Source organism: Pseudomonas sp. SORGH_AS_0199 (assembly GCF_031453735.1).
Classification (GTDB): Bacteria; Pseudomonadota; Gammaproteobacteria; order Pseudomonadales; family Pseudomonadaceae; genus Chryseomonas; species Chryseomonas aestiva.
Genome location: NZ_JAVJAE010000001.1, coordinates 1,744,944 through 1,759,081 on the forward strand (window position 1 = coordinate 1,744,944; position 14,138 = coordinate 1,759,081).

The window sequence follows — 14,138 nt, forward strand, 5'->3', positions numbered from 1 at the left end:
GCTGTCCTTAGTGGGCGATAGCGTCCTGGGTGGCGAGCAGCCGCGGACCGCTGGCGCCGGGCAGCAGCAGCACGCTGTAGCGCTCGCCGGCCTTGAGTTCGCCCAGGTCCAGCGCCTCGCCCGTGGCCTGGCCGGCACAGGTCAGCTGCACCTTGAGCGCCACGGCGTTGAGGCTGCGGCGCTGCAGGGTGCCGTCGACCACGTTCTTGAAGATCTCGGCATTGCGCCCGACCGCCTGCAGACCCGGGCTCGCGCACTGCGGATCCAGGCTGTAGAAGGCCAGCGAGGCCTTGAGGGCGTTGAAGTCGTCGGGTTGCTCGCGCACCAGGCGTTGCGCCAGCGGCGTGCCGGGCAGGACCACCAGGGTGGCGAATTCACCGGCGGCCACGGTCAGCTCAAGCGGCGCCTTGGCCGCGCCCTGGACCAGTTCGCCCTTGATCGTCTTGGTCGCCGGCACGGTCAGGTAGTCGGAGACCGGCTTGCCGGCCTCCAGCTGCAGCCGCGCGGCGGAGCCGGAGGCCTGCAGCGCCAGGGGCTGGCTGCCGGCGTTGACGAAGCGGAGGAAGGCCGAGTCTTCGCTGGGACCGGTGGGGTAGAGGGACACCTCGGCCTGGGCGATCCCGCCCACCAGCAGGCCGAGCAGCAGCAGGGCCTTCACTGGGCGGCTCCCTTGAGCTTGTCGGCGGGCAGCTTGTTGAGGGCGTCGACGATGGCCGAACTCCAGGACTTGTAGCCCGGACCGGTCAGGTGCTGGCCGTCGATGGTCGCCCATTGGCCGGGCTTGGCGAAGCTCAGCGAGTCGATGTAGCTGCAGGGCGCGACGTTGTTGGCGAGGAAGCCGGACATCAGCTTGACCCGATCGAAGGTCTTGCCGTACTTGCCGCCCTCGGTGCCCCAGGTCGGGCCGACCCAGGCGCAATGGGTCTTGGTCGCGGCGATGGCCTTGGTCAGGCTGGTGGTCTGCTGCCAGACCCAGGTCTTGGGAAAGCTGGGATTGGTGTAGCTGGCCATGGTGTCACCCATGACGATCAGTACCAGGTCGGGCTTGTCGGTGGCGATGAGTTCGTTGATCGGCTGGGTGGCGGCCTTGCCGCCGAGCACCACGGCCTTGTCGCCGTTGCGCCGCTCGGCGCCGCCACAGGTGCCGGGGGTGACCTTGAGCCAGTCGCCGGCGTTGCTCCCGCAGATACCCAGGGTATGCACCTTGGCGCCTTGCTGCACCAGGCTGTCCTGCAGCGCGCCGATCAGGTAGTCGGGGGTGGCCAGGTGGCTGTCGCCGATCATGAGAATGGTAAGGCCGGTAAGGAGGCTGGCTGCCATGGGAGCTCCGTGAATCAGTTGTCGTAGGGGGAACGATAGGGACTGACCGGCAGGGCGAGTGCACGGTCCTGGGGTTCCAGCGCATAGCGCAGATAGACGGCGCCATTGAGCTGTTGGAAATCGCGGCCGTTGTCGACGCCGAGGTTGCCGCCGACGAACAGCTGGCGCCCGAGCTGGTACTCGGTGGCGCCATGGAGGCTGTAGCCGAGACTGGTCTTGCTCTGGCCGCCATAGGCCGCCGGGGCGCCGAGCGCCTGGCTCGCCGCGGCCTGCAGCCGGGCGTCGGTCGGATAGAAATCGGCGCCGTCCTGCACGATGCGCTGCACGCCCACCGCGCCACGTAGCTGCCAGGTCCAGCGATCGGTACGCTGCGACCAGGTCAGGGGTACGCCCAGGGCGTAGAAGCGCTGGGGGCTGAAGTAGCCGCCATGGCCATAGGTGAAGAAGGCCTGGTTGTTGTCATAGGCGATGCCAGTGAGGGACAGACCCAGCGTCAGGCGGCTGTCTTCGCTGTTGATCAGATAGCGGTACAGCCCGGCACCCAGTTCGCCGCGGCTGTTGTCGGCGACATGATTGCCCAGCAGCCGGTACCAGGAGGCATAGGCATAGGCACCGAACTGGCTGTCGTCGTAGCCGAGCTGGCCGCGTACGCCATTGGCGGTCACGCCGCCCCATTGCTGGCCGGTACGGGTGTCTTCGCTGCCGGCGAAGGAGGTCAGGCTGTCGATCACCGCGCGGCGCGAGGCCGAGAGGGTATAGCGGCTGTTATCGGTCATCGGCCGGTCCAGGCTCACCCCACCCACTGGCGTCGAATAGCGAAAGCCCAGTGGCGTGGTGCCGGCGTCGGCCTTGAGGCCGAGCTGCGGATCGCTGTAGGCCACCGCCAGGCCGACGCCGCTGTCGCTCTGGCTGCCCGGTGAACCCTCCGGCGCGGCCTGGGTGGCGGCCGGACCGCCCCCGAAGCGACTGCGGGCATCGCGGCCGACGCTGCCAGCGTTCAGGCTGACCGGGGTCACCCGCACGGCCAGGCGCACGTCGCCCAGCGGGAAGTCGATCTCCAGTGGCGCTTCCACGTCGGTGAGCTTGCCGAGGCCGCGCTCGTTATCGTTGCTGCGCACGGTCAGGCCCTGGGTGATCCGCGCGCTGCGCGTCTGCAGCAGGTCGTCGAGGGCGCGTTCGGCGGCGCTGTCGCGCGGGGCCTCGGCTACGTCCGCTGGCGGGGCGGTCTTGGCCGCCACCAGCAACTGGTCGGCGGTCGGCGGAATGGCCTGGCTGGCGAGCGTGGCGCTACCGCGTCGTGGACCGAAGGGATTGGCGGGTGCATCCGCCAGGGGGCGTGCGGTTTCGGCATCCCGGCGCTGCACGGCAACCACCTGACGCAGCAACTCGGTGGCCCGGCCTTCCCGGCCCAGCTGGCGATAGAGGCGGGCGGCATCGGTCAGCACCGCCACGTCGTCGGCGCCCAGGGCGACAGCGCGATCCAGGGCGCGTTCGGCAAAGGCGGTGTCTCGTGCGCGCACGGCGGCATCGGCCGCGCCCAGTTGCAGGCGGGGATTGTCGGGCGCGCGGCGCAGTAGCGGTTCATAGAGCCGTAGCGCCTTGTCGGCGTCGCCATTGGCGAGGTAGAGCCGCGCCAGGGCGGTGTTGACCAGATCGTCGTCCGGGCGCTGGGCAAGGGCCGGCGCCAGGGTGTCGTAGGCGGTCACCAGATCGCCACGCTCGCGCAGCTGGTCGGCCTGACGCACCCGGTAGCGATAGAGCAGGTCCTCATAGCCCTGGCGCTGCGTGGCGCTCAGGCGCTGACCCTGGAGCTCGTGCAGCAGGGCGTTGACCTCGTCGTCGGCACCACTGCGCAGCAGCACCTCGCCGTATTGCAGGCGCAGGGCGGGATCGGGCGTGCGTTCGCGGGCCAGGACATCGCGCAGCAGACGCAGCCCGTGTTCCGGGTCACCGGCCTCGGCATAGGCCGCCGCCAGGCCACCCAGGGCGGCGGCGCGCTCGCCGGCTTGCGGCTCCAGGATCGCCAGCTGGCGCCGTGCGGCCTGCTGCTGGCCGCGGCGGGCCAGGTCGCGGGCGGCGCCTACCCTGGCATCGAAGTCGAGATCGGCGGCCAGGCCGTTCATGGCCGGGCTGCGCTGGGCCGACGGGATGCGACCGAGCAGCTCGCGCGCCGCCGCGGGATCGTTCTGCTCCAAGGCGAACAGGGCGCGTACATAGAGCGCCTCGGGACGCTGGGGATCCTTGGCCAGGCCGCTGTCCAGGGTCTGGCGGGCGGCCTGGGCCTGGCCCTGACGCAGCTGCAGACGGGCCAGGGCGAGCAGGGTCCAGACGTCGTCCGGATCGGCGCGCCGGGCGTCTTCCAGGGCGCGACGGGCGCCCTGGAGATCGCCACGGCCTTCGGCCAGCTTGGCTTCCTGCAGCGCCTGGGTGGCCTTTAGCCGATCCAGGTTGCCGAGCTTGGCGAGTTCAGCCGGAGTCAGGGTGTCGAGCAGGCGCAGGGCCTCGGCCGGACGCTCGCTCTCGGCCAGCAGGTCGATCAGGCCCCGGCGGGCTTCCAGATTGCGCGGATCCTGCTGCAGGATCCGCCGATAGCCGGCCTCGGCGGCGTCCAGCTGCCCGGTCTGGGCCTGCAGCCCGGCCAGGGCCAGCGGTGCTTCCGGACGCTTGGCGTCCAGTCGCAGCGCCTGCTCCACCCGGGCGCGAGCGGTAGTGAAGTCGTTGGCCTGCTGGGCCTGACGGGCCTGGACGAGCAGCGCCCAGTAGCGCACCTCGGCCAGCGGCGCCTGCCAGCGCGCACCGCCCGGTTGGCGGCTGGCGCGGCCCAAGAGGTCCTCTGCGTCGCTGAAGCGCTCCTGGCGCTGGCGGACGATACCCAGTCCGCCCAGGGCGTTGGCATCGTTGGGGGCCGTCTTGAGGCGTGCCTGGAAGGCGCTTTCGGCCGCGCCCAGTTCATTGCGCCGCAAGGCCTCGATGCCGCGCGCCAGTTGCGGATCAAGGCCGCCGCTGCGACTCAGGGTACGGCCCTTTTCCAGCTGGGCGCGCAACTCGGCGTCATCCGGATGCTGGCGCAGGTAGGCCTCGAACAGCGGTGCCTCGGCCGGATCGGGCGGACCGCTCCAGACCAGCGCCTGGCGCCAGTATTCGGCGGCTTCGCCACCGATGTCCTTGCGCGTGCTCAGCTCCGCCAGGGCCTGGATGCCACGGCTGCGACTGGCCGGAAAGCGCGCCAGGTGCTTGGCCTGGATCAGCATCAGCGCCGGATCGCTGGGTTGCAGCTTGCGCAGGCGCTCAATGCCCGGACCGGCTTCCTGCCAGCCATTGGGGGTGTAGGCGAGGATGTCGTAGTACTCGCGCGCCAGATCGCCCTGGGGCAGCCGACCGCCAAACAGCTGGCGATAGAGCGCCAGCGCCTGCACGGGTTTGTCTTCGCTGACGAGCTGGCGGGCATCCGCCAGGCGCTGGGGATTGTCGCCACTGGCCAGGGCGATGTCCTGCTCCAGTTGCAAGGCCTGCTGGGGCAAGGGTTTGAGGGCCTGCAGGCGGCGCAGATAGGCCTGGGCCGCAGGCAGCCGGTCAGCCTGCACCTCGATCAGCCCCAGGCCGTACAGCGCCTCGGGCTGCTGCGCATCCAGTTCAAGCAGCTTGTTCCAGGTCTCCTGGGCGCGGGGCGCGTTCTTGCGCGCCTGCCAGAAGTGACCCTGCTCGATGAGCAGCGCTTCGGGGGTGCCGGCCGCCAGGACCAGCGGTGGCAGCAGCAGACCGGTCAGCAGGGTAGCCAGCAGCGGTGCACGGGTCATGGTCTAGCGCTCCAGCCGCTGACGGGCACGGGCGCGCAGCGCCGCATACAGCAGGCCGGCCAGCAGGGCCACGCCCAGGGCGCTCAGGCCCAGCATCAACAGGGGATGACGCGCCAGCTGCCAGCGGACATAGAGCAGCGGCCCCAGGCTGCCGACGTGATAGGTCTCGTCGGCTACCAGGCTCTCCACCTGCTGGCCACGCACCATGGCCAGGCTGCCCTGCAACCCCTGGGCATAGTCCTCCCGGGTGGTGAGGGCGCGGCTGATGTCGGCCAGGCCCTCCGGGCGGGCGGCGACCAGGGCCACCACGCTGCGACCGCTCTTCAGCGGTGACTCGAAGCCGGCCACGAAGGCGCCACCGGCACCACCACTGGCGCTCAGCGCCGCGCGGCTGCGCTCCAGACTGATCTCGTTGTCACTGCTGAACCACTGGCGCACCTTGAACGCCAGGTCGGAAACCTCGAAGCGCTGGCCGTTGCCGGCGAAGCCGGCCGGCAACTGGGCGGCCCAGCGTTGCAGCAGCGGCTGGTCGGCGCCGCTGGCGATCAGCAGCAGGTCCTTGTCGGCCAGGCCCTCGACCTCGCCAGCGCGGGCCACCGTCACCGCGGCGGCGGGATAGCCGGTGGAACTGCCGAAGCGGCCGAGCACGTTCAGGTAGCTGTCGATCTCCGCCGCACTGGGCGCATCGGGCAGGATCACCGCGGTTTCGCTCAGATCCGCCAGGCGGGTGAAGGGAAAGCCGCTGTCCTTGAACACGCCCAGGTTGGGCAGGGCGATGAAGTGCCGATAGCCGGACAGGTCCAGGGTCGAGTCCGGTTCCAGGGTGCCGCGCATGTTGTCGATGATGACGTCGCGGCATTCACCCTGCTTGAGGTAGTCGTACATGAAGCGGAATTGCAGGCGGGCCTGCAGCGCCTCGCCCTCCAGTGGCAACCGCACCTCGGCCTCGCGGGGCAACTCCTCGTCCTTGATCAGACCCAGCAGCCCCTGGTCCAGGTGCTCCTGGGACGGCAGGGGGATGGACTGCACGAAGCGGTCGTTGAAGCTCACCAGCAGCGAGGAATTGGTCGCCACCGGCTGCGGGGTATAGCGGTATCTGAGGTGCAGCGGCAGCCCCTGGTTGCGCCAGAGGAACAGGTCCGGGGGCAGTCGCAGCGGCACGGTCACCGTCCCCGGAGCGTAACCGGAGACGCCGAGTTCCTTGGGCGTCGCCAGCTCGCCCAGACGCACCGGCCGGTCGCTCGGCAGCCAGTTGGGCGCATCGTAGGGCTTGCGCGGTTGCAGCGCCTGCAGGGTGTCGATGGTCATGCCCTGGCCGGACAGGGTCTGGTGACCCAGCGCCACGGCGCTCGCGGCGCGCTTGAGTTCGTTGGCATCACGCCCGGAGATCACCAGCAGCTGGCCCTGGGGATCGAAGGGGTTGACCAGGATGTCGACCCGGGCCGCCGCCGGTGCGGGCAGACTCAGGCCCAGGGTCTTGGCGCGCTCCTCGCTGGTGACCAGCACCACCGCGTTGCCCTTGGCCGGCAGGGCGCTCTGGCTGCTGGGGAAGCGGGCGCCGCGATAGCTCGCGAGGGCGCCGAACCAGGAGGTCAGGGTGCCGGCGGCCTCCAGGGTGCCGTTGTCCGCCGCACCGGCGATGACGAAGGGCAGCTCCAGCTGCCGGGCATCGCGGCGATCGAAGAAGGGCTGCGGCAGGCGCGCCAGGTCCGGTGCCAGGTCCAGGCGGCTGACCTGGATGTCCAGGCGGCTGCCATTGCTCACCTTGGCCCAGAGGCTGGAGTGCAGCGGGTCTTCGCACTGCATGGTGTAGTGGCCGATCAGCTGGATGCTCAGCCGGTTGAATTCGGTGATCAGGCGCGGCGGGATGTCCACCACCCGGGTCTGGGGCGTACCGGCGCCTTCCTTGGGCAGCGGAATGCTGGCGGCGACCTCGTCGTTGACCAGCACATTGAGCTGGGACAGCTCCGGCAGCAGCGCCGGGGAATAGGTGTAGTTCAGCGTCACCTTGGCGGCGCTGACGATCTCGTCGGCGCGGATGTCGAAGCCGACCCCGTCGCGGCTGTCGATGCCGCGCAGGTTGAAGGGATAGACCGCGCCGAGCTGCTTGAAGCTGTTGTCGTAGCCGCTGCCGGCCAGGGCTACGGCCACCGGGAGGGCGCTCTGGGCCAGGGCGATGGCGGGCGCGGTAGCCAGGGTGGCGAGCAGGAGCGGAGCGAGACGAAGCGACACGGTCATGGGCGGTCCAGGGAGGCGGAAGAGGAGGGCGCCGTGCGCCGGGAGGGTCGGCTCAGGCGCCAGACATTGCGATTGAGATCGGCGATGCCGCGCAGGCCGATCAGACTGACCTCGCGCAGCGAGCCCAGCAGGGAATCCGGGCGGTGATTGCCCCAGGCCTCGGCCCAGAGATCGGCGCGGGAAAAGGTCATGCGCACCAGCTCGCGCTGCTCGGTGACGCTGAGTTCGGCGAAGCGGGTGCCCACCGCGCCGGCGCGGCTGAAGGCCACGGTGGCCGGGAAGCGGCGGCTGCGACCGTTGCGGCTGAGTTCCACCTCCACCGCGCTGCCCTCGGGCAGGTGCAGGCCCGCGGGCAACTTCAGGCCGATGCCGCTCTGGGAGAAGTCCAGGGTGCTGCACTCCAGGCGGCTGCCATCGGCGAGGACCAGTCCGGCCGGCAGCGTGGCGGCCACCCGGGGTTCGGCGCGCACCTGGCGCGTCTCGCTCGCCACGGCTACCGCGGCACTGGCGATCACCAGGTTGTAGAGGGTCCAGACCAGGTTGATGGCGACCGTGGTCACCGCCTCGGGATCGCCGAAGAACAGCCGGCCGATGCCCACGCCCAGGCCGAGCAGATTGAGCGCCAGCAGCACGATGTAGGGGCGCGCCAGCTCCCAGTCGAAGTAGTCGCTGGCGATGATGCCGCCCTTGTCGGTGACGTTGAACTTGCCCAGCCGCGGGTTGATCAGCGCCAGCAGCGTGGGCCGGAGGATGTACCAGGCCAGCACCGTCTCGTAGACCTCGTTCCAGAAGGAGTGACGGAATTCGCCCTGGATACGCGAGTTGGTCAGGTTCGAGTGCAGCACATGGGGCAGCACGTAGCAGGTGATCAGCAGCGCCGAGGCGTGAAAGATCTGCGCACTGAACAGCAGATAGGCCAGCGGTGCGGTAAGGAACACCAGCCGCGGCAGGCCATAGAAGAAGTGCAGCATGGCGTTGAGGTAGCAGAGCCGCTGGCCGAGGGCGAGACCCTTGCCCAGCAGCGGATTGTCCATGCGAAAGATCTGCGCCATGCCGCGGGCCCAGCGGATGCGCTGGGCGATGTGGCGCGACAGGCTTTCGGTGGCCAGACCGGCGGCCTGGGGAATGCCCAGGTAGGCGGTGTTGTAGCCGAGCCGGTTGAGCTTGAGCGCGGTGTGGGCGTCCTCGGTCACCGTCTCGGTGGCCACCGCCGCCGACCTCTTCCAGCATGGTGCGCCGGATCACCGCGCAGGAGCCGCAGAAGAAGGTGGCGTTCCACAGGTCGTTGCCATCCTGCACCAGGCCGTAGAACAGCTCGCCCTCGTTGGGCACGGTGCGAAAGGTCTTGAGATTCTTCTCGAAGGGATCCGGGGAAAAGAAGAAGTGCGGGGTCTGCAGCATGGCCAGCTGCGGGTCCTTGAGGAACCAGCCCAGGCAGACCTGCAGGAAGGAACGCGTCGGCACGTGGTCGGCATCGAAGATGGCGATGTATTCGCCGTCGGTGACCTTCAGCGCCGCATTGAGATTGCCGGCCTTGGCATGCTCGTTGTTCTCGCGCACCAGGTAGGAGACGCCGGCGGTCGCGCAGAAGTGGCGGAAGTCCTCGCGACGGCCGTCGTCGAGCACGTGCACCCGCAGCTTGTCGCGTGGCCAGTCGATGGCCTGGGCCGCCAGGATCGACAGCTTCACGATGCTCAGGGCTTCGTTGTAGGTGGGGATGAAAACGTCCACGGTGGGCCAGGTGGCCGGATCAGCCGGCAGCGGGACCGGGGTGCGGCGCAGCGGCCAGATGGTCTGCAGATAGCCGAACACCAGCACCGCCAGGGCATAGAGTTCGGCGGCCACCAGTCCGTAGCCGAGCACCATCTCCAGCGGCGTCTCGAAGCCCAGGGTGCTGGTCAGGCGCCAGTAGAGGTAGCGCAGTGACGCCAGCAGCGACAAGAGCACCAGCGCGATCACCGGCAGCCGCCCGGGCAGCCGGCGCAGCAGCAGGGCCGCGCCGAAGCAGCCGATGGCGAACAGCGCCTGCTCTTCCAGTGCCAGGGGCACGCTCACCAGCAGAACGCCCAGCAACGCGGCGGCTGTCCAGGCCAGCAGTTGCAGCCACAAAGGCGCCGCTGGCGGGGTGGACGTTGCCTCGGCAGCACGCGCCGCGCGGCGCTGGCGAACCTGTTCCAGGCGGTCGAGAAAGCTCATGGCTAGGCGCGCGCGGCGTGCAGCGCGGGCGAGCGGCGATCGCCCAGCAATTCCTCGCCCAGCTCGGCCAGGCCGCGTGCCCAGGCATCCTGGACGCTGGCCAGGCCCTGGCCCAGCGCCAGGGCCTGTTCCAGGTCGGGGCTTTCCGGCAGAACACCCAGCAGGCGTTCGCCCCAGGAGTGCGCCACGATGGCGGCGATATCCTGGCTCAGGGGCCGGGCGGGATCGACCCGGTTGAGCAGGTGCAGCGGAGTGACCTGACCGCTGCAGCGCTGCCACTGGCGTTCGAGGCGCGGCAGACTGGCGTAGCCGGTCGCATCCGCGGTCGTTACCCCCAGGATCCGGGTGGCCAGGGCCATGGCCTGACGACTCAGAGGCGTCGAGCCGGTGGGGCAATCGAGGATCACCAGGGTATCGGCCGGGACGTCCAGCGCCTGCAGGCGTCGGGTCAGCCACTGGGTGTCGGTGGCCAGGGCCTGTTCCAGGGCCTGGAGATCCAGCTCGTCGGGAGCACCGAAGGGCACCAGGCGCAGGCGGTCGTCCACCGCCAGGCAGACGGAGAGCGGCGCCCTGATCGAGCCGGTGGTGGACGAAGCTTCCTGCAGCAACAGCGAAGACAGCACGTTCTGGCTATCCAGCTCCACCAGCAGCACCGGTTGACCGCTGCGGCTCAGCGTCTGGGCCAGCCCCGCGGCGATGACCGTCTTGCCCGTGCCGCCGCGCGCCGACATCAACGCCAGGACCGGATTGGCCAGTGGCGGCAGCGCGCGACTCAGCGCCTGATCCAGGGCGACGACCGCCTGGCTGGCCTGGCGGCTGCTATGCAGCTGCGCCAGCTCTCGCGACAGCGGAGGCAGGGCGCCCGGTTCCGCCTGGCTGGCCGCCTCGGCCATCGTGATGACCGGTTCGCCCTGGGCGCTCGGCACGATCTGCGGCTGCGGCTGCGGCTGCGGCTGTGGCTGCGACGCGGCCGGCGGGGTCGCTTCGTGCAGCGCCGGCTCGGCTGTTTCGAACTCATGGTAACGCTGGGGATCACCGCCGAAGGAGCGGAACAGATTGGCAATATCCAGCGAACGGACCATGGCGGATTCCGAAAAGGTGAAGGGTCTGGGCAGGTGCTTGACGTCAAAATTATGGCTAAAAGCCATCAGGTGTCATTTTTTGCGGATACTGTCACGCGGAGTTCGTGACGCACCAATTGAAAATGCGTATGCGGGCATTGAAGCGGAGCGAACGGATAGTCTCGCTTTTTAGCGCCGGTTCACTTCAATGTTTAGATCACCTCAAGCAGCCGTCAACGTCACGCCTGGCGCCGTGCGGACGAAAGGCGTGGGCCGGGGACGGGGCGGTCGCGGGGGCGACGAGCGTGGGGACGAGCGGTTGTTTCGGCGGCAACGGACCGCGTGCCGAGGCAAAAAAAGGCCCGCGGGTGCGGGCCTTTTTCCTTATTCCTCGTTGCGCGAGCGGTAGGGCTGCGGCCGCGAGAGTTGCGGTCGGCCTTCCTGCTCTTCGAAGAAGTAGCGCAGATAGAGGTTGCCGTTGACGTCGCGCTCGTCTTGGGAATTGTCCATGCCCAGGCGACCGCCCAGGGCGAACTGCCCGCTGAGGCGGTATTCGCCATTGGCGGAGAGGCTGTAGGCCACGCCGGTCTTGCTCTTGCTGCCGTATTGGCCTTCGCCGGCGGCTTCCGCGGCCGCCTGCAGGGCAGCGTCGTCCGGATAGCGATCCGCGGCGTCCTGGCGAATGGTCTGCACGCCCAGCATGCCCTGCACCTGATAGGCCCAGAGATCGCCCCGCTGTGCCCACACCAGGGGTACGCCGATGGCGAAGTAGCGCTGCGGGCTGAAGTAGCCGCCATGACCGTAGGTCAGGTGGTTCTGGTTGTTGTCATAGCCGATCGCGGTGGCCGAGAGGCCCACGGTGAACAGGCTGTCCGGGCCATTGCGCAGGTAGTAGTAGACGCCGGTGCCGATCTCGAAGCGGTCGTTGTCCTTGACGTCATGACCGGTCAGGCGATGGGCCGCGCCGTAGATGTAGGAGCCGTAACGACCATCGTCGTATCTCAGCCGCGCCAGGCCGCCATTGGCGGTGACGCCGCCCCACTCCTGGCCGGTACGCGGATCGCGGATGCCGCCGTAGGACGCCAGGGAATCGGTCACCGAACGCCGCGACACGCTCAGGGCATAGAGCAGGTTCTCGCTGAGGCTGCTCAGCGGACGTTCCAGGGTCGCGCCGCCGACCACGGTGCTGTATCTCAGGCCCACCGGCGAGACGCCGATGTCGCCCTTGAGCCCGCGTCCGGCATCTTCCACGGCGATGGACGCCGCCACGCCGTTTTCCTTCTGGCTGCCATCGCTGCTGCTGTCGTTGATGCGGGTCGGGGTGACGCGCACGGCCAGGCGCTGGTCGCCGGCGGGGAAGGAAATCTCCAGCGGTGCGCTGACGGTGGTCTGGCGCGAACTGCCGCTGGGATCGTAGCTGCGTACGCTCAGACCCTGGGTGATGCGGATGCTGCGCTCGCGCTGCAGCTGGCCGAGGATCTGCTCGGTGGCCAGGCTGCTCGACAGGCTGCTGGTAGGTACCACGGACAGGTCGTTGAAGGGGTTGTTGGCAGCCTTCTGCGCCTGCAGCGGATCGCTCCAGGCGTAGTCGCCGCCGGCGGCGTTGCCACCCGCGGCGGCCGGAACGGCGGCCAGGGCGTCATCGCTGCGGGTCTGCCCGGGCAGGGTGGCGAAGGGATTGTCACTGGCGCCGGCGGCGCGGGCCGCGGACTCGTGATCCTTGCGCTCCACCTGCACCACTTGCTCCAGCAGGCCGGTCGCGGTGCCGGCCATGCCGATGTCGCGGTAGAGCAGGGCGGCGCGGCGCAGCACCAGGGGATCGCTCTGGCCGAGTTTGACCGCCTGGTCCAGGTACTGGCGGGCGGTGACGCTGTCCTGGGACTTGGCGGCGATTTCGGCGGCGCCCAGATAGAGCTCGGCGTCCTTCGGCTGGTCGCTGAGCACGTCGCGATAGAGCTGGCGGGCCTTCTGGGTGTCGCCGCTGGCCAGGTACATGCGTGCCAGGGCGGCCTGGGCGGCCTTGTCGTCGGGACGGGCCTTGAGCGCCGGCGCCAGGGTGTCGTAGGCGGCGGCCAGCTTGCCCTGGTCGGTGAGGCGATCGGCCTGACGAATGCGGTAGCGGGCGAGGAGGTCGTCGTACTGCTGCTTCTCGCCGCTGTCGAGCACCACCCCCTGCAGGTCGCGCAGGACATTGCCCACGGTCTGGTCCTGGTTCAGCTGCAGCTGGATGCTGGCGTAGTGCAGCTGCATGGCGGGTGCCGGGCGGGTATCGCCGGTGATCATCGGCTTGAGCAGGGCCAGGCCGTGCTCGGGATCGCCGGCGGTGGCGAAGGCTTCGGCCAGGTCGCCGATCAGATCCGGATTGCGGCCGGCGCGGGCTTCCAGGCGCTGCATCAGGCTGCGCGCTTCCTCGCGGCGACCCTGCTTGGCCAGGGCCACGGTTTCGGCCAGTTGTTCGTTGAAGGTGATGCGCGCGGCCAGGGCGTTCATGTCCGGCGAACGCTGCGCCTGGGGAATGCGCATCAGGGTCTGCATGGCGCGCGGGTATTCGCCCAGCTCGTTGGACAGCAGGGCGCTGGCATAGAGCACCTCGGGGCGCTGAGCGCCATCCTTGACCAGGCTGTCCACCAGATCGCGGGCGGCGCGCGGCCGGCCCTGACGAACCTCCAGGCGGGCCTGGGCCAGGCGCAGCCAGGGATCTTCCGGGGCTTCCTTGCGCGCCTGTTCGAGCAGCCGCGAGGCGCCCTGCAGATCGCCCCGCGCTTCGGCGGCTTCGGCTTCCTGCATGGCCTGGCCGGCGCGCAGGCGATCCAGGCCCTTGATCGGGCTCTTGGCGCTCGGCTGCAGATTCTTGGTGAGTTGCAGGGCTTCTTCGGTGCGGCCCAGCTCGTTGAGCGCGGCGATGCGCCCATAGTAGGCGTCGACGTTGGCCGGCTCGCGCATCAGCACCTGGCGGTAGGTGGCCTCGGCCAGTTCCCATTGGCGTTTCTGGCTCTGGATGCCGGCGAGGAACAGCTGCGCCTCGACCGCTTCGGGCTTCAGCCGGATGGCTTCCACGCTGAGATCCCGCGCCTGGTCCAGCTCGCGTTTGTTCTCGGCCGCGTGGGCGCGTTCCAGCAGGTGATGGTAGCGCGCCTCGTCCAGCGCCGGCTGCCAGGTCTTGCCCCCTTTCTGCACGGCCTGGGTCAGCAACTGCTCGGCATCGGTCCAGCGCTGCTGCGCCAGGCGGGCACTGCCCAGCTTGCCCAGGGCATCCGGATCCTGGGGCGTCTTCTTCAGCTGGGCTTCCAGCGCCTGGACGGCGGCCGCGGTCGGCGCGGCGTCGGCAGCGGCGGCCCAGGTCGCGTCGGCATGGATCAGCAGGGCGAGCAGACCAAGGGACAAGGTGAGGTGCTTGGGCATGGTTCTTTCCGTGAAGGCTGGTAGGCGTCGCTGCAGCACCTGGCGCAGAGCTGGAACGATTTCGGCTATTAGGGAATAGCTGAACGCAAGCTGAACGGCAAATACAGCCGGGGATGATTCCCGA

Annotated in this window: 6 protein-coding genes and 1 pseudogene; all 7 read right to left on the reverse strand. The window is 69.3% G+C overall.

Translation table 11 applies throughout. The features are described 5' to 3' along the window. Positions 1-7: 7 nt before the first annotated feature. Entirely contained in the window at positions 8-658 is a 651-nt protein-coding gene (locus QE444_RS08275; RefSeq protein ID WP_273862727.1) for an alginate O-acetyltransferase AlgF, read from the reverse strand. Next, positions 655-1,320 carry an SGNH/GDSL hydrolase family protein gene (locus QE444_RS08280; RefSeq protein ID WP_273862726.1) on the reverse strand — a complete coding sequence of 222 codons (666 nt, stop codon included), beginning with the start codon at positions 1,318-1,320 and terminating at the stop codon, positions 655-657. The genes QE444_RS08275 and QE444_RS08280 overlap by 4 nt, the downstream gene beginning before the upstream one ends. Before the next feature lie 14 nt (positions 1,321-1,334). Beyond that, positions 1,335-5,117: a cellulose synthase subunit BcsC-related outer membrane protein gene (locus QE444_RS08285; protein WP_309737814.1), complete on the reverse strand. Its 3,783-nt coding sequence runs from the start codon at positions 5,115-5,117 to the stop codon at positions 1,335-1,337. A gap of 3 nt (positions 5,118-5,120) precedes the next feature. After that, positions 5,121-7,355, reverse strand: coding sequence for a cellulose biosynthesis cyclic di-GMP-binding regulatory protein BcsB (gene bcsB, locus QE444_RS08290; protein WP_273862724.1), 2,235 nt, complete (start codon positions 7,353-7,355; stop codon positions 5,121-5,123). After that, positions 7,352-9,551 (reverse strand): annotated as a pseudogene (bcsA, locus tag QE444_RS08295) (UDP-forming cellulose synthase catalytic subunit). The gene bcsB and the pseudogene bcsA overlap by 4 nt, the downstream one beginning before the upstream one ends. 2 nt (positions 9,552-9,553) lie before the next feature. Then, a complete protein-coding gene (locus QE444_RS08300; RefSeq protein WP_309737817.1) occupies positions 9,554-10,633 on the reverse strand; it encodes a cellulose synthase operon protein YhjQ/BcsQ in 1,080 nt (359 codons plus the stop codon). A 363-nt stretch (positions 10,634-10,996) separates the two neighbouring features. Next, positions 10,997-14,014: a cellulose synthase subunit BcsC-related outer membrane protein gene (locus QE444_RS08305; protein WP_309737819.1), complete on the reverse strand. Its 3,018-nt coding sequence runs from the start codon at positions 14,012-14,014 to the stop codon at positions 10,997-10,999. Positions 14,015-14,138 lie beyond the last annotated feature (124 nt).